Consider the following 24,332-nt stretch of genomic DNA (forward strand, 5'->3'; position numbering starts at 1 on the left):
AACACAACAGAATAGAAACACTACATAGGAGGACATTATGAAGAAAAGACTAGCCATATTGACCCTGGCATTTGCCTTAGTATTTGCTCTAACAGCATGTGCAGGGAAGACGGAAACAGAAACGACACCGGCAGATAAAGAGCAGGTAGAAGTTACTGACAGTCAAGAAGATAAGACTGTTACAGAAGAAAATACGGAAAACACAAATACAGAAGAAGCAAGTGATGAAGAAGCTGAAGCCCCATCTGAAAAACCTGTTTTAAATATTGGAACCCTAAAAGGTCCAACGGGAATGGGTATGGCACAGCTCATGGAAAATGATGAAGCTGGCCAAAGCGCCATTGACTACAACTTCGAAATCGCCGGTGCACCGGATCAAATCATTGGAAAAATCGTCAAAGGCAGTGTTGATGTTGCCGCTGTGCCTTCAAACCTAGCAGCGGTCTTAGATGTAAAAACAAAGGGCCAAGTTCAACTTTTAGGGGTTAACACTCTGGGCGTTTTATTTATTGTTGAAAATGGGCAAGAGATACAGTCTATTGAAGACTTGAGCGGTAAGACAATCCTTGCATCTGGCAAGGGGGCTTCTCCTGAATACGTATTAAACTACATATTAAAAGAAAACGGACTGGATGAAAGCGTGGCTGTTGAATATGCAGTTGAGCACTCTGAAGCAGCCGCAAAGACCATTTCAGGGGATTCACAAGTGTCGCTTTTACCACAACCTTTTGTAACGTCAGCCCTATTAAGTGGCGAGTCAACTAGGATTGCCCTTGACTTAACAAGCGAATGGGAAAAGGTAACAGACGGATCCCTACTGCCTATGGGTGCAATTATAGTCAACAAGGCCTTTGCAAAAGAAAATCCTGAGGTCATTGAGGCATTTATGGAAGAGTACAAGGCATCTGTTGACTTCGTGAATGAAAATCCAAAAGACGCGGGTCTTTTAATTGAGAAGTTTGGTATACTGCCTAAGGCCGCACTGGCAACAAAGGCTATTCCTAACTGCAACATCACATTGATTGATGCTCAAACTGCCAAGCCTTCTGTACAAAAGTTCCTAGAAATCCTTCATGGATTCAACCCAAAGGCTGTTGGCGGACAGTTACCGGAGGACGCATTCTACTATGAAGCCCATTAAAATCAGAGAAGGATTATTAATCCTTCTCTTTTGGATTGCACTGTGGGGGCTTATTTCAGCCCTCGCTGACAACTTCATAGTGCCTTCTCCACTACGGACTGGCCAGGTGCTGATAGGCTTACTTATGAGCGGGCAGACCTATGGGATTATCTTGTCGAGTCTTGGTCGCGTTTTACTGAGCCTGCTCATTGGCATCGTCTTTGGCGTTGTATTTGGAATTCTTGCGGGTCTAAACGAGTTTGTTTACAAGCTCTTTGTGCCTATGGTCAACTTCATTACGGCCACACCTGTGGTTTCCTTTATAATTATACTCTTTATGTATATTAAGAACGATTCCCTGGTGCCTGTTATCTGTGGCATATTGCTTTGCTTTCCAATCATATATAACAATGTTTTACACGGTTATAAAATGGTGCGTTCTGAGCTGGTTAATATGTCCCAAGTATACCGAGTGCCCATGCATAGAAAAGTCCTTAAACTATATGTTCCAAGTACCCTGCCCTATGTGTTTGCAGGCATATTAACAAGTGTGGGCATATGTTGGAAGGCCACGATTGCGGCTGAACTCATTGGTATTATAGAAAACTCAATTGGTCTGCAGCTGTATAATGGAAAGGTGTTTTTAGAATATGACCACGTTTTTGCATGGACCATTTTGATTGTCCTGTCCAGTGTCATGATTCAAAAATGTGCCCACTACTTTATTCAAAAGATCAATATATATGAAAGGTTCAAGGTGATTTAATGGAGCTTGTAAGCATTTCAAAATCATTTGGGCCTTTAGATGTGCTAAAAGACTTTTCCCTACATATTTCAAGTGGAGAGGTTGTCTGTCTTCTTGGTCCGTCGGGATGTGGCAAGTCAACCCTGCTTAAGATTATCTCTGGACTGGATCGGGATTTTACAGGGCATCTTAGAGGCTTTGACAGCAAACGTATATCCTATGTTTTTCAGGAAAGTCGACTCATTCCTTGGTTGACGGTTCGGGAAAACCTCCTTTATGTTTTAGAGGGTCAAGTTGCCTCTGAAAAACTTGAAGACCATATTGAGACCTTTTTAGAAAGGGTTGATCTTTTAGACTTCAAAGACAGTTACCCCAACACCCTCAGCGGTGGCATGAAACAGCGGGTGTCTCTTGCCAGAGCCTTTTCCATGCCCCATGACATCCTTCTTTTAGATGAACCCTTTCAAGGGCTTAACATTGAGCTGAAGGACCAACTCATGGGCCTGCTTGAAAGCCTTATTGAACAGGACAAGAAGACGGTTATTATGGTCACTCATGATCTCGAAGAGGCTTATAGGCTGGGCGATACGGTGCTAAAACTGACGGGAAATCCTATTTGCGGATTTGAAATATTAGATGTGGCGAAAAAAATAACTAGGCATAAAAATATAAAGAAGAGATGAACAAGGAGAGTTAGAAGGATCTGCGTAGGGTCTTTTAGGCTCTCTTTTAATTTATGTCATAAGACTATGACTGACAGGGTATAAAGTAAGTAACTTGAAGAAAAACATAGTATGAATAGATCAAAAGACCAGGAGGTGTTCTTATGTTGGACGTCATGCATGTGGCTTCGTATTTTTTAGGTAGGGCATCTATGACACCTCAAAAGTTAGAAAAAATGTGTTACTATGCCCAGTGTTGGGCGCTTAAGACTTTAGGGCGTAAACTCTTCAAAGAAGACATAGAAGCTTGGATAAATGGTCCGGCCATAGCCCAACTGCATAATCATTTTAAGGCATATGGGAGGAATAAAATCCCCATGATGCCTCTTTATGATGGGTTCAAGAAAACGGAGTCGGAAGTTTTAGAGACGGTTTTCGAAAACTATGGTCATTTCAGCGGGGAAGAGCTAAAGTGGCTTTCTATGCATGAAAAACCTTGGAAACATGGGCGTGAAAATCTCAAAGACTGGCAGGCGTCAAGACGTATACTTTCAGATGAAAGCCTTCAAAGCGTAGGTCTTGAGTATGTGGACGCTATAATGACAGACTATGATGAGAAGCCCATGAGCTTTGGATTTAAACTTTGGAATTTTGACTTGGCACAAAATGAAGATGCCCTCAATCGAGGGGGATGGTTTCAAGAAATCATGATGGCCATGGCAGATGTCACTGGTATGAAGAAGTCAGAGCTTAAACAGAAAAATTTACTTAGGCAGCTGGGCGACAAGGCTAGACTTCTTGAAGCTTATGGTCTGACTTTTACACCAGAACATAGGGAACAATACCATATTGAAGAAATTGTTCTCGTAAAAAGAAGGTGTTCCATGTTTGGTGTCTTTATTGGTGATGTCTTTCATATTGTCTGGTTTGTATCTGAGAAATATAAGGGACCAAGTCTAAAGGTAGATGAGCGGATCAACATGGCCATGAAAGTTGAAAGACAAAGAAAAATGACCAACAAACTTTTTGAACTTGAAAAGGAAAACCAGGATCTAGAGCAGCGTAACAGGGAGTTGTGGGATCTCTTAGATGAGATGACAGATCCTAAAATTAAGAAATATAAGCAGTGATCTTGAGAATAATATTTTCATTTATAGGCTTTATGCATTAGAATAGTAGGAAGAGTTGTAAATGAAATGAGCGTTCTGGAGGTCAGAAAATGAACAAAATTGACAAAATGTATATAGATAATATTATCGAAATCATGGAAAATGGCAGCGATGATTTTGATGGAAACGTTCGGCCTGTATATAAGGATGGCACCCCGTCCCATACCAAATTTATCACCCAGAATTTTGAGAAATACGACATATCAAAGGGGGAGTTTCCCATTGTCAATCTTCGCCGTATAGGGTGGAAGTCCGGCATTAAGGAAATATTTTGGATTTATCAAGACCAGTCCAATGAACTGGAAATGCTTAAGGAAAAATATAACATTCACTGGTGGGACGAATGGGCTGTTGGAGATGGGAAGACCATTGGCATGCGCTATGGAGCGACTGTAAAGAAATACAACTTAATGAGTGGCCTTCTTGAGGGCATTAAAAATCAACCCTATGGAAGACGCCACGTGATCAGCCTCTGGCAGGAAAATGACTTCTGTGAGTCAGAGGGCCTTAACCCATGTGCTTTCATGACCATGTGGAGCGTACGCAAGAAAACACAAGCTGATGGTCAGGTCAAACGCTTTTTAGATATGACCCTTGTCCAGCGGTCGAATGACTACCTCGTGGCGGGACATATCAATAAAATTCAATATGTTGGTCTCATGATGATGGTTGCAAAACATTGTGATCTTGAGCCCGGTGTTTTTGCTCACTATACACACAATCTCCATATTTATGACAGGCACTTTGACCAGGCCAAAGAACTTATTAAACGATTTGAAGAAAATCCTGACCTGCCGCAACCCAAACTGATTTTAGATACGGATAAAACCAACTTTTTTGATTTCACGATTGATGACTTTAAGATGGTAGACTATGCACCTTTAAAACCCCAATTGAAGTTCGACTTAGGCATATAAGCATAGCCCTTGCAGTTTTATAAGTTCATGTTGACCTTATTTCTTAGAGGACATGGATATGCGAACATGAAATTTTGCATAGCGGTCAATGCATAAGCACAAAGGAGGCCTTATGGCAAATATCAATATTATTGTTGCAATTGGACTACATAATGAAATAGGTCTATCCAATGCCCTGCTTTGTCATATCAAACCCGACCTTGAGTATTTCAAGAAAACGACAAAGGGTCATATTATGATTATGGGCAGAAAGACCTTCTTATCCCTGCCAAATGGTCCCCTAAGCGGGCGTGATAACATTATAATCACGCGGCAAAATGATTTTGAGCATGAAGGGGCCCATGTTGCTAGAAGCATTGAGGAAAGCCTTGAAATCGCAAAAAAACTTAATCCTGATGAGGATAAAGAAATTTTCATTATTGGCGGTGGAAGCATTTATGAGCAGTTTATGCCCCTGGCCGACAAGCTTTATATAACACATATCTTTCAGGATTTTGAAGCCAGCGTCTACTTTCCTAAAATATCTCAGACGTGGGAAGTGGAACAGGTTATTGCCAAGCGGGAAAATATCGAGCACATGCATCCACATGTGTTTACAATTTATAAAAAAAAAGAAGGCAAGTAAAAGCAAATATATGCAAATAATAGGCGCTGGATTCAAATATAGTTTATCTGTATTTGAGTCCAGCGCCTATTTGTTTTGCAAGAACGTGACATGTTTTCTAAGAAAATTAGCCCTCAACCTGCTTAAAATGATCGAACATCATGGAATAATGGGCCCGCCCCTGGGACTTAGACCGGAGGTCCGTTGCATACCCAAAGAGCCTTGAAAGGGGCACTTGAGCTTTTATAAGCTGTCCTCCAGCAACCAGTTCCATACCTTCTAAGACACCGCCTCTTGCATTAATGTCGCTCACCACATCACCTACATAATCCTCTGGAGCGTTAACTTCCACTTTGAAGATAGGTTCAAGAAGTATGGATGCCCCCTTTTCCAGGGCTTCTTTTATGGCCATAGAGGCCGCGGTGAGAAAAGCCACTTCCGTGGAATCCTCATCGTCAAATGCGCCGTCATAAAGATCGACATTGACATCCACAACTTCATATCCGCCAATGATACCACTGTCAAGAGCTTGTTTAAAACCTGCCATGGCAGCGTCAATAAAATGTTTTGGAAGGGTATTCTTTTTTATGGAAGTTGTGAAAGTATGACCAGCGCCTCGTTCATTTGGGCTGACCCTGACCTTAACACGGGCGAACATATCCAGCCCCATGTTTTCTTTGGAAACTCTGCTTTCTATATCAACGGTTTTAGAAATGGTCTCCTTATAAGACACTTGTGGCTTGCCAACGTTGGCTTCCACGTGGTGTTCCTTAATCATCCTATCCAGTATGACTTCAAGATGGAGTTCCCCCATGCCTGAAATAATGGTTTGTCCCGTATCGGGATGAATGTAGGTCTTGAAAGTTGGATCTTCCTCAGCCAGTTTGCTTAGAGCATCAGTGAGCTTGACCTCATCACCGGGGCTTTTAGGTTCGACGGCAACGGATATAACCGGGATGGGAAATTCCATTGATTCCAAAATGATCTGTGCATTTTGATCACTCAGGGTATCCCCTGTGGTGGTTTGCTTTAATCCAATAACAGCCGCGATGTCGCCTGCATGGATGGCTTCAATCTCCTTGCGTTTATCGGCATGCATTTGAAGGATTCGGCTGACACGTTCCTTTTTTCCCTTGGTGGCATTATATACACTTCCACCTGTTTTGAGTGAGCCTGAATATACCCGCAAATATGTTAACCGCCCTACATAGGGGTCAGACATAATCTTAAAAACAAGGGCAGAAAATGGTTCGTCATCATCAGCATGTCTCTTGTCATCTTGACCGGAAGGCTGGTGTCCTTGTATGGGTGGCACGTCAAGAGGCGAAGGTAAAAAGTCTACAACGCTATCAAGTAAAGCCTGAACCCCCTTATTCCTATATGCCGCACCACACAGAACAGGCACAATAGCACCTGAAATCGTGGCTTTTCTAAGAACGGTAATAAGAGTGTCTTTTTTTATGTTTTCGCCTTCAAGATACTGCATCATAAGGGCATCGTCATATTCGGAAAGTGTTTCAACAAGGTGAATACGCCATTTTCTGGCTTGGTCTTCAAGGGACTGTGGAATGGCTGTCAGTTTAACTTTCTCACCAGCCTTGCCCTCATTGAAGATGGCTTTCATATCAAGAAGGGAAATCACCCCTTCAAAATCGTTTTCGGCACCTATAGGAATTTGAATGGGCACAGGGTTGGCGCCCAGTTTGTCTTCGATCATGTCAACAGACCTGTGAAAATCTGCCCCGATAATGTCCATTTTATTGACAAAAACAATACGGGGGACATGGTAATGGTCGGCCTGGCGCCAAACAGCCTCCGTTTGGGGTTCAACCCCGCCCTTGGCATCAAGAAGAACCACAGCACCATCAAGAATACGAAGGGACCGCTCAACTTCCACTGTGAAATCCACATGTCCTGGTGTATCAATAATGTTGATTCGATTGTCCTTCCAGTGGCAGGTGGTTGCTGCAGAGGTAATGGTGATCCCTCTGGCTTGTTCCTGTTCCATCCAGTCCATCACAGTGGATCCTTCGTGGACATTCCCAATTTTATGGGTGAGGCCAGTATAGAATAAAATGCGCTCAGTTGTCGTGGTTTTTCCTGCATCGATATGAGCCATGATGCCAATGTTTCTGGTTTTATCAAGTGGGTGTGTTCTGCTCATATTTTGTCTCCTTCTAGTCATATTTTTAATATTTTGGTTTTCGGACTTTCACCGTATCATTGTCTCTTTTACCCAGTTTTGGATACACTTATCGTAGGTGCGAAGATTTTGACCAATTTGTAAGAGCTCTAGGGCCTGAGTGGGGTCTCAAAAAGGTCATCAGATGGTATGATAGAGGAGGCGATAAGAAATGTAAGCCAATAAGTTTTCAGAGCATTATAAAGGCACATGGTCTGGTTTTAAGAAGTGGGTGAGGGTTTATGGAAGATGCACTAAATCATACACAAGACAATAGAATGGACAATATAAGCCTGGAAGAGGGGCTTTTTAGAATCATACAAGCGACTGAACCCATAAAAGACATGGAAGAAGTGGATTTGCTGGATGGACTGGGACGTATATGTTTTGAAGATGTTTATACCACAATGAATCAGCCCCCCTTTGACAGGTCTCCTCTTGATGGCTACGCCCTAAAAGCAATAGATTCTATGGGCGCCAGTGAAGACAACCCCATAGAACTAGAGGTTATAGATAGCGTGTTTGCAGGGGATTATAAAAAGATCTCGGTTGACAAAGGTCAAGCGGTGCGTATTATGACCGGTGCCCCTATCCCCAGTGACTGTGACGCGGTGATTCGTCAAGAGGACACAGACTATGGCGAAAAAAAGGTAAAACTATATAAATCTCTTAATGCCCATCAGAATTATTGTTTTTCAGGAGAAGACTATAGGGCAGGAGAAAAAATTGTAGAAAAAAGCTCAATACTTACAGCGGATCGTATTGGTATAATAGCAAGTGCGGGGGTAAGTCGGCTTCGCGTGAAAAGACAACTAAGGGTTGGGCTTCTCACAACAGGCGCAGAACTTGTCATGCCTGGCGATAATAGACCAAGTGGAAAAATATACAACAGTGGCTTTTTCACACTGGCTTGCCGACTCAAGGAAATGGGTTGCCAGGTCATTCCCTTTCAATCAAAAGGGGACGACCTTGCAAAAACCTGTCGGTCTATTGAGACAGACATTTCTAGGGTTGATGTTTTAGTAACAACGGGTGGTGTATCTGTTGGACAAAAGGATATTATCCATCCTCTTATACAAAAACTAGGGGCAAAAAAATTGTTTTGGAAACTCAAACTAAAACCTGGCTCCCCGGTTTTGGTAAGTCTATACAAAGGCAAGCCTATTATAAGCTTGTCGGGCAATCCTATGGCTGCAGGCGTTACCTTCGAACTCGTTTTCAACCCCTATTATGCCCATGTTATGGGGTGTCAGGCTCTTATGCATGAAAAAAAAGAGGCTGTGCTTGTTGGGACATATGATAAAAAGAGTCCTGTGCGAAGGTTTATTAAAGCCTACAGTGCAGTCGACAAAGTCTACTTAAGCCGTAGACAAATTGCTTCAGGAAATATATTGTCATCAAAAGATGCCAATTGTCTTATAGATGTCCCTAGTGGCTGTAATGGCCTCAAGGACGGGGACAAAGTGTCAATTATTCAGTATAGGAGGCCATAATGTCAGGAGAATTTACACACTTTGATGAAAAGGGAAATGCTGTGATGGTAGATGTTTCAAGCAAAGATGACAGTATACGTACAGCTTTAGCAAAGGCATCGGTGCTTATGTCAGAGACCTGTTTTACAGCACTGAAAAATGGTCAGGTGACCAAAGGCGATGTTCTGGGCGTGGCCCGGGTGGCTGGCATAATGGCTGCAAAAAAAACATCGGACATTATCCCCATGTGCCATCCTCTGATGCTGACAAAGTGTACTGTCGACTTTCAACTGAAAGACAACAAGGTTTATATAGAAGCCTTTGTTAAGACCACAGGGAAAACGGGTGTTGAGATGGAAGCTTTGACAGCCGCATCTTCAGCAGCTCTGACTATATATGATATGTGTAAGGCTATAGATAAAAAAATGATTATTGAAAATATATACTTGGCAGAGAAAACGGGTGGTAAGAGTGGGAAATTCGTTCATAAACCTTAAACGTGTTACAACAATTTTTTATGCCCTATGTACAGTGTTTATAGCCCTGCCTCTTGTGAGTTTAGTGGTTTCAAGAACACAAGCTTCTGTGCTTATGGGAAACCATGTCCTGGCGGATGCCATAGGGGTGAGCCTTAAAACATCTTCAGCAATGCTGTTCATAACGCTGGTCATTGGCACGCCAGCGGCATATGCCTATGCGAGAAATCAGTTCAAAGGTAAAAAAGTTTTAAATGTGGTGTTAGATCTGCCTTTAATTCTGCCTCCTGCTGTGGCTGGTTTACTCCTACTCATGACCTTTGGTCGCAGGGGATGGATTGGCGGTTTACTCAGTTATATGGACATTCAGCTTCCCTTTACCATGGCTGCAGTTGTTATGGCACAATTGTTTGTGGGTCTGCCAATATATATCAAAACAGCAGCGCAGGGGTTTATGGGAGTCGATGAAAGGTTGGAGCTCACAGCCATGACCCTGGGAGATTCAAGGCTAAAGGCCTTTTTGAGAATCACCCTCCCCCTTGCCTCGAGCAGTATTTTAACAGGGGCTATTATGGCATGGGCAAGGGGCTTGGCAGAGTTTGGAGCCACAATTATGTTTGCAGGGAATCTGCAAGGTCTTACCCAGACCTTGCCCCTGGCCATATACTCCGCTATGGAGACAGACACGGGGGTAGCCTTGGGGATTGCCCAGGTCATGGTAGTCGTATCCATGATCCTTCTAGTGACAGTCCATATTATTGACAAAGGCAGGCGAGATCATGTTAAAATGTCAGATTGAAAAAAAATAGGTCCCGTCATGATTGACTGTAACCTTGAAGTGCAAAAAAATAGATTGCTTTGTGTTTTGGGTCCATCTGGGTGTGGAAAGACCAGTTTGCTTAATTTGCTTGCGGGATTTAAAGAGCCTGAACAAGGGGAAATATCTCTTGATGGTGTGGTCTTGTATGACGGAGAAAATGCAATCAACCAATCTATTAACAAGCGGGGGATTGGATACATCCAGCAAGAGGCCTACCTTTTCCCTCATTTGAGTGTAAAAGAAAACATGCTGTATAGCATTCCTAAAAAAGACAGGACCAAGTATGAGCAAAGATACCGCCAGTTTATAGACATGTTCAATTTGAAGGGGCATGAAAATGAAAGACCGGGTGTCTTGTCTGGGGGACAAAAACAGAGAGTGGCCATTGGTCGAGCCCTTATGATGTCTCCAAAACTCCTGCTTTGGGATGAACCCTTCAGCGCCCTGGATCATAAGATCAGAAAAGAGATGCAGGATCTGGTTCTTGCGGTTAAAAAAAACCTAGGCATTCCCATGATCTTTGTCACCCATGATCTTGAAGAAGCCTTTGTACTCGCAGATGATTTAGCTGTCATGGAGGACGGAAAAATCCTTCAGTATGGTGAAAAAGACCATGTTTTGAAGGCGCCTGTTTCAGGCAAGGTCAAGGGTCTTATTGGAAAAAATACAAAAAAATCACCCTTTATTTTAGGTGTATCAGGATACTCCAACTCTGGCAAGACAAGACTGATGGAACACTTGATCAGTGGCCTTAAAAAAGCGGGATATAAGGTGGGAACGATCAAGCACCATGCTGGAGACTTTGAAATTGACACACCTGGCAAGGACTCCTACAAGCACAGAAAGGCTGGATCAGACCGAGTTATACTGGCATCAAATGATAAGTGCGTGAGTATTCGTGAGCGCTCTATAAGAGACTCAAATGATACCATCCAGTTGAGCGATCTTATTGAGGAACATTCTGACATGGATGTGATTCTTTTTGAAGGCTATAAAAGATCTCCTTACAGAAAAATTGAGGTGGTAGGTCAAGAACAAGGTCAAGAGCTTGCCTGTGATCCCAAAACGCTCGTTGGTATAGTCTGTGATCAAGGTCTGAATGTAAAACCTAACAGCCTCCCACAGTTTAAAACAGATGCTTATGACAAGATTCTTGACTTTGTGATACGCCAGGTAAAGGAGCATGAATGTGAAAGATAGCAAGGGACGCAGTATAGATTATCTCAGAATTTCAGTCACCGATAGGTGTAATCTAAGGTGTATATACTGTATGCCAGAAGAAGGGGAAACATATAGCCTTAAAGAGGACCTTCTCACTTATGAAGAGATAATGGAAGTTGTAAATGTTGCCGCTGAACTCGGTGTGAAAAAAATAAGGCTAACAGGTGGGGAACCTCTTGTAAGAGAGGGACTTTGTCGACTTATCAAGCAAATAAGGCAAGTTGAGGGCATTGAAGAAGTTTCTATGACGACCAATGGCCTGCTTCTTTATGAGATGATAGATGATTTGCAAAAGGCAGGCTTGAACCGGGTCAATTTGAGCCTTGATAGTCTGAAAGATAATGTATTTGAAACCATTGTTAAAAAAGCCAACCTCCATCATGTTATGAAGGGGCTCAAACGGACACTGGAACTTGGTTTAAAAGTAAGGATCAATGTGGTTCTTCTTCAAGGCATTAATGATAGCGAAAGCCTTGATTTTGTTGAACTTGTAAAGACATATCCTGTTGATGTGCGGTTTATTGAACTCATGCCCATCGGGAGGGGCAGACTGTATAAAGGGGTTAGCAACACTCTTCTTATAAAGAAAATTAAGACAGCAGGCTATAACTTAAGTGAAATAGCCCATGATTCGGGCAGTGGGCCCGCCCGCTACTTTGAGTTAGAAGGGGGTCTGGGCAATCTTGGTTTTATCAGCCCAATGAGTCATCAGTTTTGTGATTCTTGCAACAGGATCAGGCTGACTTCAGAGGGATTTTTAAAACTATGCCTTCATTCCGGACATGGTGTGGATCTTAAAAAGCCCCTTCGGGATAAAGTGGCACGGTCTGATTTGAAGGCCTTGATAGGGGCGTCCATAGCATCTAAACCAAAACACCACCAGTTTGGAAAAGCATCAGCTGACGAAGACGATAGACATATGAATCAAATAGGAGGCTAAAATGGCTAAGATTATTGCGGTTTGTACCAGTGAAAATAAGGGCACTCAGAAAACACCCCAGGCGTTTATTGATCTTATTGTTGATCATGGCATTAAGGGCGATGCCCACGCGGGCAATTGGCATAGACAGGTAAGTTTATTGTCCTTTGAAAAAATTGAAGCCTTTAAAGCCAAGGGGATTGATCTGGAAAATGGGGCATTTGGTGAAAATATCATTGTAGCAGGCATTGACCTGTCTGACCTTCCGGTGGGAACCATTCTAAAAGCGGGGACGGTTACCATGGAGGTCACACAAATAGGAAAGGCCTGCCACCAGCACTGTGCCATATACCATAAAGTTGGGGACTGCATTATGCCCCGTGAGGGCATCTTTGCCAAGGTTATAGCTGCGGGACGTCTAAAAGCGGGAGATGAAATCTATGTTGAGGCCAAATAGGAAAAAGAGAGTCTGGGGATTTGTCTTGGTTCTAAGCGCACTCATGTTGTCAGCTTGTTATAATGATGGTTCTTCTGAGGGGGACAAGGACATTATTAGGGTGTTTGCTGCATCATCCATGACAAACGCCATGCAAGACATGAAGGCCGGGTTTGAAACGGAATATCCGAATAAAGACATTCAACTAAATTTCGCCGGGTCAAAAACCCTGCGCAGCCAAATAGAAAATGGTGCCCAGGCAGATATCTTTATTTCTGCAAATGGTAGCCATTATGAGGCCCTTAATCAACTTAATATGATACATGAGGGTCGGGCCCTGCTTGAAAACAAGTTGGTCCTTATTGTTTATAGTGGGTCAGAAGTCAACATTGAAAGTTTGGATGATTTGACCCAAAGTTGTCAGATTGTATTGGCTCAAGAAGGCGTGCCTGCTGGAAACTACGCCCGGGAAATCTTGAAGAAATATGGCGAGGCAAATTCGGCAGATTATCAAGAAAGAGTGCTTTTAAACCTCGTTTCTGAGGAATCCAATGTCCGTCAGGTTCTGATGAAGGTGGCCATGGGAGAAGCAGACGCAGCTCTTGTGTATAAAACAGACGTTACGGAGAATGTCAAAGATAGCCTTCGTGTGATTGATATTCCTGAAATGTACAATGTTACAGGAACCTACTATATGGGCATCTTAAAGGGCGCTGACGACGGAGCACGTGTCCTGTATGACTATGTTTTGTCTGAGCGTGGGGATGAAATTCTAGAAAGTTATGGATTTGCTCCAATAAAGGAGTGAGTTTCGTGAAGCTTAATGACAGGTGGTTGGGCAGTGAAGGATGTGATGGTTTGATAAAAGCGACGGGAATTATTCTGACTGGAGGACGGGGGCGACGTCTTAATGATAGGGACAAGGCCCTTATAAACTATAAGAATATGCCCTTTCTTTTTCATGTTCTTGAAGCCCTGAGGGGGTTTGAAGAAATTATCATTGTCACATCAGAAAGAAACTATGAAAGCCACCTAAACAGTATAGAAGCTTGGAAAAGAGGTCACTCTTCTTATATAAAGGGAAGGCAAAACATTGAGGTTGTAAAAGACATAATACCTGAAAGTGGACCAGTCGGTGGAATATACACAGGCCTCTTCACTGCCATGTATGACAGAGTTTGTATTCTTTCTGTTGATACCCCCATGGTGACACAAAGCTTGGTTCGTTATCTTATTGATGTGGACAGCGGTAATGGCAAATCTGTTACACTGCCCTGCGCAGATGGAAAGGTTCATCCGCTGATTGGAGTTTATTCCAAATCACTGCATGGCGATTTTAAGAAAGCTCTAGACTCCAGACAGCTTAAACTCATGAGGGTGATAGAAAATTTCCATCTAGACCTTATAAGACAAGAAGATCTGATGGAAAAAGGATTTTCAACTAAAATATTTGCCAATATCAACACCCAAAATGACCTCGATCGCATCTAGGTCATTTTTTTATATGAGCGACTTGCAATATCATTCAAGAATCCTCATTGCACCCTCTATAGATATTTGCGAAACAACAATTGTGTATCGGGTACGACGAGGAAAGACAAGAACTTTTAAAGAGTCTGTTTGAGCGAAATCTCAGCGGGCTCTTTTTCTGTGCGGTTTGATCAGTGGTATGACACAAGGGCTTAAGAGTTCGTCTTGTGTTGATTGGAGGATATGCAAGGTTTGCATAAAAATACAACTTTCGCATAAAGCTATACAAAATATGTAAATTGCAAAACAAATGTGGCTAGGAAAGCGTTTTCGTCTAATTTGAAGGAAAGAAATAGCTTTTTAGCAAAAATAAATTCAAAAAAAATTAAAAAAACTATTGAAATAAAAAAAGACATATAGTATAGTTAATAAAAATTATGAATAAAAATTCACAAAAACTTATAAAAAAACGGAGGGGTATGAAATGAAAAAATGGTTTGTACTTTTAATGACAACAATTCTTATGGTAACAGCTTTTACAGGGTGTGCTTCACAAACGCAAACAGAATCGGAAGGGCAAGAAACAGAAACCAAGCAAGTGATTAAGGTCGGGCTTGATGACGCTTATCCGCCTTTTGAATACCATGACGAAGCAACGAATGACTTGATTGGTTTTGATATTGATTTTGCCAAGGCTCTTGGAGAAGAAATGGATGCAGAAATTGAGTTTGTTCCAACCGCGTGGGATGGTATTTTCAATGGTCTGAATACTGGGCAGTACGATATGATCATTTCCTGTGTGAGCATTACTCCAGACCGTATAGAAGCTTTTGAAATGACCAAGCCATATTTGGCAAATGGCATTGTCATTGTTTCAGCAACAGGGGGGCAAGAAGCAGCAACCATTGAAGATTTAGCTGGTAAAAAAGTAGGTGTTCAGCTAGAAACCACAGCAGATATTGCTGCTAAAAAGTTTATTGAAGAAGGCTATGATCTCTCTTTATCGCAGTTTGACTCTGTTATGGAGGCGTTTGCTGCCCTAAAGGGTGGTTCAATAGAATATATTCTGGTTGATAGTTCAGTGGGAGGCTTTTATATTTCAAATGATCCAGAATCCTTTGAAATCACATCAGGACTATTGTCAAACGAACCCATTGGCGTGAGTATTGCCAAAGGCAATGAATCTTTGGCAACAAGCGTGAATGAAGCCATTGCCTCATTACAGGAAAGTGGAAAAATGACTGAGATTTCTCAAAAATGGTTCTCAGCAGACTTTGCAACAAAAATTGATGAAGAGATTAAGGTGATTGAGTAGGCAATTTAAAAGACACTTCAAAGTGACCTGCCCCGTGGTGGGTCACTTTTCTAATCAAGCGACTTGTAAAATGGCATTCAAGAATCCTCATCATAAAATATATGGATATTTAAGAATCAAACGTTCTATATATGTTATGACGAGAATGTGGATATGGAATTTCGCAAGCGCCTGAATCAAGAAGTTCATATATCATATTCAAATCAGATCATAATTATAGGATTATCAAACGGGAGGACAATCCATGCTAAATCCAGTACAGATTGAAGCCATACTAAAAGGAACAGGATACACCATCGTCATAGCCGTTGTCGCAGTACTTGTGGGTATTGTATTCGGCATGGTTGTAGCGATTGGAAGAATATCAAAAAACAAACTTGTAAATAAAGTGGCCTGGATCTATGTATGGTTTTTTAGAGGCACACCGCTCTTATTACAGCTTTTTATGATTTTTTATGCCATGCCCCTCATCATGAAAGATGTTTTTGGAAGACCCTTTCCAATGGAGCCCCTGGTGGCTTGTTTTATAGCATTTTCATTGAATTCGACAGCCTATCTTGCAGAGTTTTTCAGGGCAGGCATTGAGTCGATTGACAGTGGACAGATGGAAGCAGCCAAGGCTCTTGGAATGAGTTATAACCAAGCTATGTTTCAAATAATTATACCGCAATCATTCAAAAGGTTACTGCCATCGGTTGGCAATGAGTTTATCATGCTGATTAAAGACACGTCGCTGGCATCAACGGTTGCTATATCTGACCTGCTCAGAACCACAAAGACAATGAGTAGTTCTTCGGGAAAGTGGATCTACTATGTTTATGCGGCAGCTGTTTATCTGGTCTTGACATCGATTATACAATTTGGGTTTGAAAAGTTAGAGAAGAAGGTGGGCGTGTATGAGTAAGGGAACTAAAGAAATGATAAAGGTTACAAATGTCCATAAATATTTTGGAGATCTTGAAGTCTTAAAAGGTATAGATTTTTCTGTGGCAGAGAGTGAAGTTGTTTGTGTCCTCGGGGCAAGTGGTTCTGGAAAGTCCACCCTGCTTAGATGTTTGAACCATCTTGAAAGAATCACATCGGGAGAAATATATATTGATGGAGAACTGGCAGACAAACGTCAGGCAGATAAAGACCTTATTGACATCCGACCAGAGCATGCCCAGGTTCTTTGTATGAAGCTCGGAATGGTCTTTCAAAGGTTTAACTTGTTTCCCCATTTAACAGCTGTTGAAAATGTCATGAAGGCGCCTATGCTTGTAAAAAAAGTTAAGGAGTCACAGGCGCGTGCCCATGCTATGGAACTTCTTAAAACAGTTGGCCTTGAAGACAAAGCCCACGAGTATCCTTCCAGACTCTCGGGAGGCCAGCAGCAAAGGGTTGCCATTGCAAGAGCCCTTGCGATGAAACCTAAAATTATGCTCTTTGACGAACCCACTTCAGCCCTTGATCCCGAACTTGTTGGCGAGGTGCTTGAGGTTATGAAAAAATTGGCTCAAGATGGAATGACCATGATTGTTGTCACCCATGAGGTGGGCTTTGCAAGAGAAGTGGGAGATAGGGTTGTATTTATGGATGGTGGCGTGATTTGTGAGGAAGGAAGCCCATCGGAAGTTATTGACAATCCAAAGGAAGAGAGAACGAAAAGCTTTTTTAGCAAAATACTATAAGTGTCAAATTGTAGTGATTTCAAGGCTTGTATCAATACAGTTCTAATTATGTTGACTGAAATTAAATAATTTCTTGTAATTTCGACAATTTTCGCGTATAATAATATTAGAAATTGTTGAGATTGGGTACGAAATAGGAAATATGTACTCATAGAAATCGATCAAACATTTAAATTATATATGTCATTGCAAAATTACTTTACACATCACACCACATATTGCAATCATCGCAGCAACCCGATTTCAGCGATTGAATGAAACGAAACCAAAACCTCCATCTTAAGATGGAGGTTTTTTTATGATAAAGGCTCTTCTCTTCAATGATATTTCACAAGTCGCTCATGTATTAACTTTTTATCTCCTTTATAAAAAGTTTATTATTTCATCCCTTATGGAAAGACGCCCCTGTAAATTGGGTATAAACCTAATAATGTAAGAAAAGCAGGTCAGAATCTATCAATTTAGTTGAAATTTCAAGTGTTATAAACTTATAATGTTGTATAGGGACACTAAATAAAATTGAGCATCAGACAAAACTGTAAATCGGGGAATATGTTTCGGGAGTGGAGATCATAATGAAGTTAAGGGATGTATCATTAAGAACAGCGGTTATATTACCGACAGTGATAATTATGTTAGCCATTTTGGCTCTTTTTGTCGTGCTTAACACAAGGGACTATGAGTTTCTAGCAGAAGAACAGGGGTCAAGAATACTGGATGCCTTATATAGGAATACGGAGCAGCGATTAAGCGCTCTTCTTGTTGAGCCGATGCGGGCCAATGCATTTTATAAGGATTATATTACCAGAGAAATATTGTATGACTATCAGGATCTTGAAGAGGTCGAAAAATATACACTGGATTTCATGACACAGCTCAGAGAGACCCTCCCTCAAGTCAGTGTGATCAGCTATGGAGATGAGCTTGGAAATTACTTGGGCTACAGATTAAACGAAGACGATATGTATGGTCTCATGTTGAAAGATGCGCGTACAAATTTTGACTTGAACATATATGCAGGCCAAACCATTGATACAGAACTGCTTGCAGGTTTTAAAGATTATGATCCAAGAACCCGACCTTGGTATTTGCCTGCAAAACTTGATCCGACAGATCGGTGGTCAGATGTCTATGTAAATTATGATGAAAAAATGGAACTTGCTATCACAACATTTGTTCCCTTTTATAATGATAAAGAAGCGTTTACAGGTGTCGTTGGCATTGATGTGAAGTTAAACATGATCAATGATTTTCTCATCGCAGAGGATATGAAAGGCAATGGCGTCATTTATATAGTTGATGAAGACTGGAACATTTTGTCTCATTCTCTTAATACAGATTTTGTAAAAGTTATCGAAGGCGACCCGCCAAGCGCAGTCATGCTTTCCGCTTTGGAGGCAGAAAATCCTCTGATCCGCCAAAGTGCGGAGTTTATACGAGATCAAGAGACCAAGTCAGGAGAGGTGCAACAAATTTATGTTGACGGGCAGAGGTATTTTACTATGGTTTCTCCTTTGAAAGACCCTGAGGGGCTTGACTGGAATATTGTTGTGACCATACCTGAAAAAGATATTCTTGGAGCTGTCAAAGAGAGACAAAACACAACCCTAAGAGTGATTTCACTGTTTCTTGTTGTCGCTATGGTTGGTGCCATGTACCTATTGTCAAAAATAACAAAGCCCATTCTACAAAGTTCGGAAGCGGCACTGCAATTGTCAGAAGGGGACTTTGAAACAAAACTGGATATAGATGGTTTGCAGTTGTATGAGACAAAAGAGCTGGTTATTGCTTTTAACAACATGTCTGACAAATTGAAAAATTATTTTAGCAGAATAAAGAAAAGTGAAACCAAATATAGGTCGTTAATAGAAAATGTTGATGACATGATATACAGCATTTCAAAAGATGGCATATTCTTATCAATGAATAACAGTTTTGAAGAGGCCCTTGATATTAAAGCGGATAGCCTTATTGGAAAGCCCTTTACTGAAATTTTTACAAGTGATGATGCGATGAACTACTGGCTTAAAATGTATCATGAAGTCTTACAGAGTAAGGAAACGATCAGTTTTCCTTTTGAGTATTTTGATGAAGATAACCAGAGAAAAATACTTAATGTAAACTTGATTCCTCAAATGAACACAAAAGGAGAGATTGAGACGATTCTTGGGACAAACACTGATATTACAGAGCTTGTAGTCGCTCAAGATGAAATAGAGAGACTGCTAAAAGCAGAAAAAGAAGAACTTGAATCACTTGTGATGCAGAGAACTGCAGAACTGGAAACGACCATGCAAGAGTTAAGAGAGCGTGAAAGGTTAGCCTCCCTAGGAAGTTTGGTGGCCGGCATAGCCCATGAAATCAATACACCGCTTGGTGTGGCAGTAACGGCCAGCTCATACATGGAAAAGATTAATAGTGGGATTTTTCAGAGTCTTAAAGAAGGGTCTTTGTCTAAGCAGTCCCTCATAGAATATATAAAAACCATGGATGAAAGCACAGAAATAATAAATGCCAATTTGTACAGGGCATCTGAGCTTATACGAAGTTTTAAGGAGATCTCGGTTCAACAAAGTGTTGAGAAACTACAGGTCTTTGCGGTAGAAGATTACATTCAAGATGTTCTTCTGGCCTTAAAACATGAATATAAGAACACAGAGCATACATTTGAAGTGGACTGTGATTCAGATCTTGAAATCAAGAGTTATCCAGGTGCTTTTTCTCAAATACTTACAAATCTTATAATCAACTCCTTAACACATGGATTTGAAGGTGTTGAAAAAGGTCTGATGAAGATAAAGGCTTATATGGATGAAGAGGACTTTATCTTTGAGTATGAAGATAATGGAGTGGGTATTTCTAAAGAACACTTGGCCCATATTTTTGATCCATTCTTTACCACAAACCGAAAAAAAGGTGGTAGTGGCCTTGGCCTGAATATTGTATATAACATTGTCACAGGCAAGCTAAATGGGAAAATACAATGTGACAGCGACGTGGGGCAAGGCGCAAAGTTTGTTATAAGGGTGCCAATTGATAAGCATATAGCATAAGAATTTGAGGTGAACATATGGATAAATGGGATATTGATGATCTGGAACTGGATTTCCTTCAAGATGACATCGAAGATGAAGAGGAAACGGTTAAAGAAACATATAAAATAATTGTGGCCGATGACGATGAAGAAATTCACAGAGTGACAAAGATGATACTGCGTGACTTTGAGTTCGAAGGAAAAAAGCTTGAGTTCATCGACACCTATTCAGGGATAGAAACCATTAAAGTCCTTGAAGAAGTGAATGATGTGGCCATCGTTCTTTTAGATGTGGTTATGGAAAAAAGCACAGCAGGCCTTGAAGTTGTAGAACATCTCAGAAACATCTTAAAAAACAATATCACCCGGATTGTTTTAAGAACAGGTCAACCAGGCGAAGCGCCAGAAGAAAAGATTATACGTGATTTCGACATCAATGATTATCGACTTAAAACAGAATTGACTGTCAAACGACTGAATACGACACTTTATTCAGCACTTCGAAATTATAGGGATTTAAGGCGACTGGAAAGGCATAGAAACGGTCTTGAAAAAATCATCCAGACAAGCGCCAGACTCTTTGAACACAATTCATTAAAAGATTTTTTAATGAGCATACTCAATGAACTCTCAAACTTCAATGGTGACAGGAGCAATATGCTCTATATTAGGGAAAACATAAACCAGTCATCCAATGGATTTGTCACAATGGAAAAGCAGAATAAAAACACCATTGTTGCGGCAACGGGCAAGTATGAAAATTTTGTTGGAAAAGAAGTGGAAGCCGTTCCCGATTTAAGTTTTATCAACAAGTGGATGCATAATGATAAGGATCCAGGAGCCATTATTCATTCGGTGGATGACGGCGTGATTATACAAAGCAGCGGAAAAAGTCATTTGAGCAACTACATTTATATTGAAGGGGAAAAGTCAGGTTTTGACATGGATCTTATTCAGCTATTTTTGTCCAACTATTCCATTGCCCTTGATAACTATATATTAAATAATATGGTCAATACCACCCAGAAAGAAATCGCATTTGCCTTGGGTGAAATTGTGGATAGCCACCATGAAGAAACTGGAAGCCACGTTAAGAGACTTTCAGAAATGATGTATCAGTTCTGCTTGTGCAATCACTATTCTTATTCAGAAAGCGAGATTGTTAAAGTTGCAAGCACCATGCATGATCTAGGCAAGATTGCTATACCGGATATGATCCTTAAAAAGCCAGGTAAATTGGATGCTGAAGAGTTTGATGTCATTAAGTCACACACAACCCATGGTTATAAAATACTTAGCAATTCCGATTTAGAGGTTTTAAAAATAGCAGCCGACATCGCCCTAAACCACCATGAGAAGTTTGATGGATCTGGTTATCCTGCTGGGAAAAAGGGGCGTGAGATACCGCTCAATGCACGTATGCTCTCAATTGTTGATGTTTTTGATGCTATGACCCATAGACGGGTTTATAAAGAAGCGGAGTCAAAGGAAGAGGCTATCGCTTATATTAACAGTCAAAGAGGCAAGCATTTTGATCCCAACTTGGTCGATGTTTTTATGAACAATTTAGATGCGATTGTAAAGGCGGGAGAAGAGCTATAGAAAATTTGAAACCATTCAATCATTGTTTATAATCAAAACAATGATTGAATGGTTTTTCATATGTAATAAATTGTGATACAATGTAAGGCAGTTGAGTCAAAATAGTCATTAGACATCAGAATCACGATATATGAGCCCTATAAGGGCGTGTCAAAAACTATGAAGATCGAGGTTGCCTATGGAACAATTTAAAAAGCATAAGTGGTGGATTGTTGCAATTTGTTTTGTTTTATTTGTGGTCTATGCTGTTGAAACGGCACCTATTCAAGCATTTGAATTGCTTGTTGACGGAAGACAAGTTGCTTACATAAAAGACAAAGAAATTGCAGAAAATTATATAGAAAAAATGAAAGACACATACTCAGAATCTGGAAAGTATGAAGTGGATCAGGTAAACCAAATTGCTTTTGAAGGCGTAAAGGTTCCTGAGTCCGACATAGCAACAGAAGACAAGCTTTCAGAAATCCTAGATGAAAACATAAATTTCAACTTGTATGGCTATACAATTAAAATCGATGACGAATCCTTCTTTACTCTGAAAAGGGAAAGTGAGGCAGAGGCTCTTCTTGAAAAAATCAAGAAGCAGTACGTGACAGAAGATGTTGATTTTCTTGAGATTGATTTTGTGGAAAACGTTGAAATTTTAAAAGCCCAAGTGAAGAAAATCGATATAGCTGACTATGAATCGGTGTGGGCTGCTTATGAATCCGGCAAAGAAGAACGTTTAACTTACAAGGTTGAAAAGGGTGACACAACTTGGGATATCGCCAGTCGTTTTGGTCTGTCGATAGAAGAAATCGCCCTCGCCAATTCTGATAAGGATCTTACAAAACTTCAAATTGGCCAGGAAGTCAATTTGAACCTGCCAAAGGCATGGATCAATGTGCGGACGGTGGCCAAGAAAACTGAGGAATTGCCGATTATTGCAAATACCTATTACGAAAAAGTTGACACCATGTATGTTGGTGACTACAAGCTGAAAGAACAAGGGCAAGATGGTCTTAAAAAGGTTGAAGTTGAGACAACGTATGTGAATGGCATACTGGAGAATGAACAGATTCTACAAGAAGTCGTCGTAAAAGAGCCAACATCTACCATTATGATGACTGGCACAAAGTGGAAAGAAGTGACGGCATCGGGTGAATTCAACAATCCAGCAAATGGAAAACTCACATCGCGTTTTGGAACACGCTGGGGACGAATGCATGAGGGCATTGATATTGGAGCACCTGTCGGAACGGCTATAAGAGCTGCTGATGCAGGCGTGGTCATATCGGCTAAGTATATTTCTGGCTATGGCAACACGGTTATTTTAGATCATGGCAACGGCATCAACACGCTTTACGGTCATGCCAGCGAACTTCTGGTCGTTGTCGGACAAACGGTTGAAAAGAATGAGCTGATTGCACGTGTGGGCAGAACAGGATCAACAACAGGTTCGTGTTTGCATTTTGAAGTTCGAAGAAATGGTCAGCCGATTGATCCACTGCCATATTTAAATTACTAATTGAGCGACTTTAAAATATTATTTAAGAATCTTCGTTATACCATATTTAGATATTAGAGAAGATGTGGATTAGTAATTTTAAAAACGCATGAAATCAAAGGTTGTAAGTACAATAAACGAAATCAAATAACAAAATCCACTTAAGAAATGTAGTCATATACATTCATTAAGTGGATTTTTTATTTGGCTTTTATAGTTTGGCGACTTGCAAAATATTATTAAAGGTCATCATAACCTTTAGGGGCATAGAGGGTGTTTGAAAACAAAGCTTGTTTTTGCTCATCAGTCAAATATTTTATAAGGACTGTACGTATGACAAACTGATCAATAACCACACCCAAACCACTCAGAAGAAAGAGTAGAAAAATGCCATGAAGTTCAAAGGTCATATAGACCCCTAGGCCAATGAGACCTGTGCAGATAAGCGTGACCCAAATGTGCTTGTGTGACAAGATGAAAGCTTGCTGTATAAGAGGTTTTAGCTTGATGTCGATAAGAGCCAGGGTAGGCAAGGCGTAAATCAATATAAAAATAACCTCTATAATGACTGCAAAGTAAACAATGGTTAGTGAAGATAGAGCCCCTTCCATTTGACTGAACAATTCAATAGCAAAGCGACTTAGACCAATCAGGGCATATGAAAGACCCCAAACCGCAGAGGCTTGCTTCCAGTTGCGTTTGAAGCTTTGTATAAAATTTTCAAGGGCATAGCCTCGGCCTTCGAAAAGAGTTCGGTCTATGGAAAACATCATGGCTGTTACTGCGGCACCAAAGCCCAGACCAAACGTTAAAATGGATATTGTTAATACTATGAAATTGAGCAGGGTCAAATCAAATAATATGGCTCCATATTTACTCAGACCACTGTCTTGATCAAAAAATCGCATGATAACCTCCAAAGTGCACTATTTAATGTATCATTTTACAAGTGCCTATTATTCATAATATACTTGCTAAATAAAGGGGTCAAATGCTTCTAGAAAATTTAGAA

The 24,332-nt window shown here is 40.9% G+C and carries 22 protein-coding genes; 20 read left to right on the forward strand and 2 right to left on the reverse strand.

Translation table 11 applies throughout. From position 1 onward, the window contains the following. Positions 1–37 precede the first annotated feature (37 nt). The 6 genes from ACQ4KW_RS05855 to ACQ4KW_RS05880 all read left to right on the forward strand — a co-directional run bounded on the left by ACQ4KW_RS05855 (position 38) and on the right by ACQ4KW_RS05880 (position 5,238). Complete coding sequence (locus ACQ4KW_RS05855; RefSeq protein ID WP_430885600.1) at positions 38–1,141, forward strand: ABC transporter substrate-binding protein; 1,104 nt, start codon at positions 38–40, stop codon at positions 1,139–1,141. Next, on the forward strand, positions 1,128–1,886 hold the full coding sequence (locus ACQ4KW_RS05860; RefSeq protein WP_430885601.1) for an ABC transporter permease: 759 nt from the start codon (positions 1,128–1,130) through the stop codon (positions 1,884–1,886). The genes ACQ4KW_RS05855 and ACQ4KW_RS05860 overlap by 14 nt, the downstream gene beginning before the upstream one ends. Next, on the forward strand, positions 1,886–2,548 hold the full coding sequence (locus ACQ4KW_RS05865) for an ABC transporter ATP-binding protein (protein WP_430885602.1): 663 nt from the start codon (positions 1,886–1,888) through the stop codon (positions 2,546–2,548). The genes ACQ4KW_RS05860 and ACQ4KW_RS05865 overlap by 1 nt, the downstream gene beginning before the upstream one ends. A gap of 143 nt (positions 2,549–2,691) precedes the next feature. Then, complete coding sequence (locus ACQ4KW_RS05870; protein WP_430885603.1) at positions 2,692–3,657, forward strand: Panacea domain-containing protein; 966 nt, start codon at positions 2,692–2,694, stop codon at positions 3,655–3,657. A gap of 89 nt (positions 3,658–3,746) precedes the next feature. After that, entirely contained in the window at positions 3,747–4,613 is an 867-nt protein-coding gene (locus ACQ4KW_RS05875; RefSeq protein ID WP_430885604.1) for a thymidylate synthase, read from the forward strand. Positions 4,614–4,725: 112 nt separating this feature from the next. Continuing rightward, entirely contained in the window at positions 4,726–5,238 is a 513-nt protein-coding gene (locus ACQ4KW_RS05880; RefSeq protein WP_430885605.1) for a dihydrofolate reductase, read from the forward strand. A gap of 106 nt (positions 5,239–5,344) precedes the next feature. Here the strand turns inward: ACQ4KW_RS05880 and fusA are convergent, their stop codons facing one another. Continuing rightward, on the reverse strand, positions 5,345–7,381 hold the full coding sequence (gene fusA, locus ACQ4KW_RS05885; protein WP_430885606.1) for an elongation factor G: 2,037 nt from the start codon (positions 7,379–7,381) through the stop codon (positions 5,345–5,347). Between the two features lie 260 nt (positions 7,382–7,641). Between fusA and ACQ4KW_RS05890 the strand changes: the two genes are divergently transcribed. The 14 genes from ACQ4KW_RS05890 (at position 7,642) to ACQ4KW_RS05955 (ending at position 23,341) form a co-directional block, all read left to right on the forward strand. Further along, positions 7,642–8,892, forward strand: a complete 1,251-nt coding sequence (locus ACQ4KW_RS05890; protein ID WP_430885607.1) for a molybdopterin molybdotransferase MoeA — start codon at positions 7,642–7,644, stop codon at positions 8,890–8,892. Continuing rightward, positions 8,892–9,368, forward strand: coding sequence for a cyclic pyranopterin monophosphate synthase MoaC (gene moaC, locus ACQ4KW_RS05895; protein WP_430885608.1), 477 nt, complete (start codon positions 8,892–8,894; stop codon positions 9,366–9,368). Before ACQ4KW_RS05890 ends, moaC begins: the two co-directional genes overlap by 1 nt. Next, complete coding sequence (locus ACQ4KW_RS05900) at positions 9,343–10,146, forward strand: ABC transporter permease (protein ID WP_430885609.1); 804 nt, start codon at positions 9,343–9,345, stop codon at positions 10,144–10,146. Before moaC ends, ACQ4KW_RS05900 begins: the two co-directional genes overlap by 26 nt. An 18-nt stretch (positions 10,147–10,164) precedes the next feature. Further along, complete coding sequence (gene mobB, locus ACQ4KW_RS05905; protein ID WP_430885610.1) at positions 10,165–11,367, forward strand: molybdopterin-guanine dinucleotide biosynthesis protein B; 1,203 nt, start codon at positions 10,165–10,167, stop codon at positions 11,365–11,367. Beyond that, on the forward strand, positions 11,357–12,328 hold the full coding sequence (moaA, locus tag ACQ4KW_RS05910) for a GTP 3',8-cyclase MoaA (RefSeq protein ID WP_430885611.1): 972 nt from the start codon (positions 11,357–11,359) through the stop codon (positions 12,326–12,328). Before mobB ends, moaA begins: the two co-directional genes overlap by 11 nt. 1 nt (position 12,329) lies before the next feature. Next, positions 12,330–12,764, forward strand: a complete 435-nt coding sequence (locus ACQ4KW_RS05915; protein ID WP_430885612.1) for an MOSC domain-containing protein — start codon at positions 12,330–12,332, stop codon at positions 12,762–12,764. Continuing rightward, positions 12,748–13,551 (forward strand): molybdate ABC transporter substrate-binding protein, encoded by an 804-nt coding sequence (gene modA, locus ACQ4KW_RS05920; protein WP_430885613.1) that lies wholly within the window; start codon positions 12,748–12,750, stop codon positions 13,549–13,551. Before ACQ4KW_RS05915 ends, modA begins: the two co-directional genes overlap by 17 nt. 5 nt (positions 13,552–13,556) lie before the next feature. Continuing rightward, the gene (gene mobA / locus ACQ4KW_RS05925) at positions 13,557–14,234 is read left to right on the forward strand and encodes a molybdenum cofactor guanylyltransferase (protein ID WP_430885614.1); all 678 of its coding nucleotides are present in this window, start codon (positions 13,557–13,559) and stop codon (positions 14,232–14,234) included. 463 nt (positions 14,235–14,697) lie between these two features. Continuing rightward, the gene (locus ACQ4KW_RS05930) at positions 14,698–15,528 is read left to right on the forward strand and encodes a substrate-binding periplasmic protein (protein WP_430885615.1); all 831 of its coding nucleotides are present in this window, start codon (positions 14,698–14,700) and stop codon (positions 15,526–15,528) included. A 244-nt stretch (positions 15,529–15,772) separates the two neighbouring features. Next, positions 15,773–16,432 carry an amino acid ABC transporter permease gene (locus ACQ4KW_RS05935; protein WP_430885616.1) on the forward strand — a complete coding sequence of 220 codons (660 nt, stop codon included), beginning with the start codon at positions 15,773–15,775 and terminating at the stop codon, positions 16,430–16,432. A gap of 13 nt (positions 16,433–16,445) precedes the next feature. Beyond that, the gene (locus ACQ4KW_RS05940) at positions 16,446–17,198 is read left to right on the forward strand and encodes an amino acid ABC transporter ATP-binding protein (RefSeq protein WP_430886544.1); all 753 of its coding nucleotides are present in this window, start codon (positions 16,446–16,448) and stop codon (positions 17,196–17,198) included. A 575-nt stretch (positions 17,199–17,773) separates the two neighbouring features. Then, a complete protein-coding gene (locus ACQ4KW_RS05945) occupies positions 17,774–20,251 on the forward strand; it encodes an ATP-binding protein (protein WP_430885617.1) in 2,478 nt (825 codons plus the stop codon). A gap of 17 nt (positions 20,252–20,268) precedes the next feature. Beyond that, entirely contained in the window at positions 20,269–21,834 is a 1,566-nt protein-coding gene (locus ACQ4KW_RS05950; protein WP_430885618.1) for an HD domain-containing phosphohydrolase, read from the forward strand. Between the two features lie 178 nt (positions 21,835–22,012). Beyond that, positions 22,013–23,341 carry a peptidoglycan DD-metalloendopeptidase family protein gene (locus ACQ4KW_RS05955; protein ID WP_430885619.1) on the forward strand — a complete coding sequence of 443 codons (1,329 nt, stop codon included), beginning with the start codon at positions 22,013–22,015 and terminating at the stop codon, positions 23,339–23,341. Between the two features lie 218 nt (positions 23,342–23,559). On the opposite strand, the gene ACQ4KW_RS05960 is transcribed toward ACQ4KW_RS05955, so the two are convergent. Continuing rightward, positions 23,560–24,228: a DUF624 domain-containing protein gene (locus ACQ4KW_RS05960; protein WP_430885620.1), complete on the reverse strand. Its 669-nt coding sequence runs from the start codon at positions 24,226–24,228 to the stop codon at positions 23,560–23,562. Positions 24,229–24,332 lie beyond the last annotated feature (104 nt).

This window comes from Tianxiuia mixotrophica, from assembly GCF_050596425.1.
Lineage (GTDB): Bacteria > Bacillota > Clostridia > Peptostreptococcales > Acidaminobacteraceae.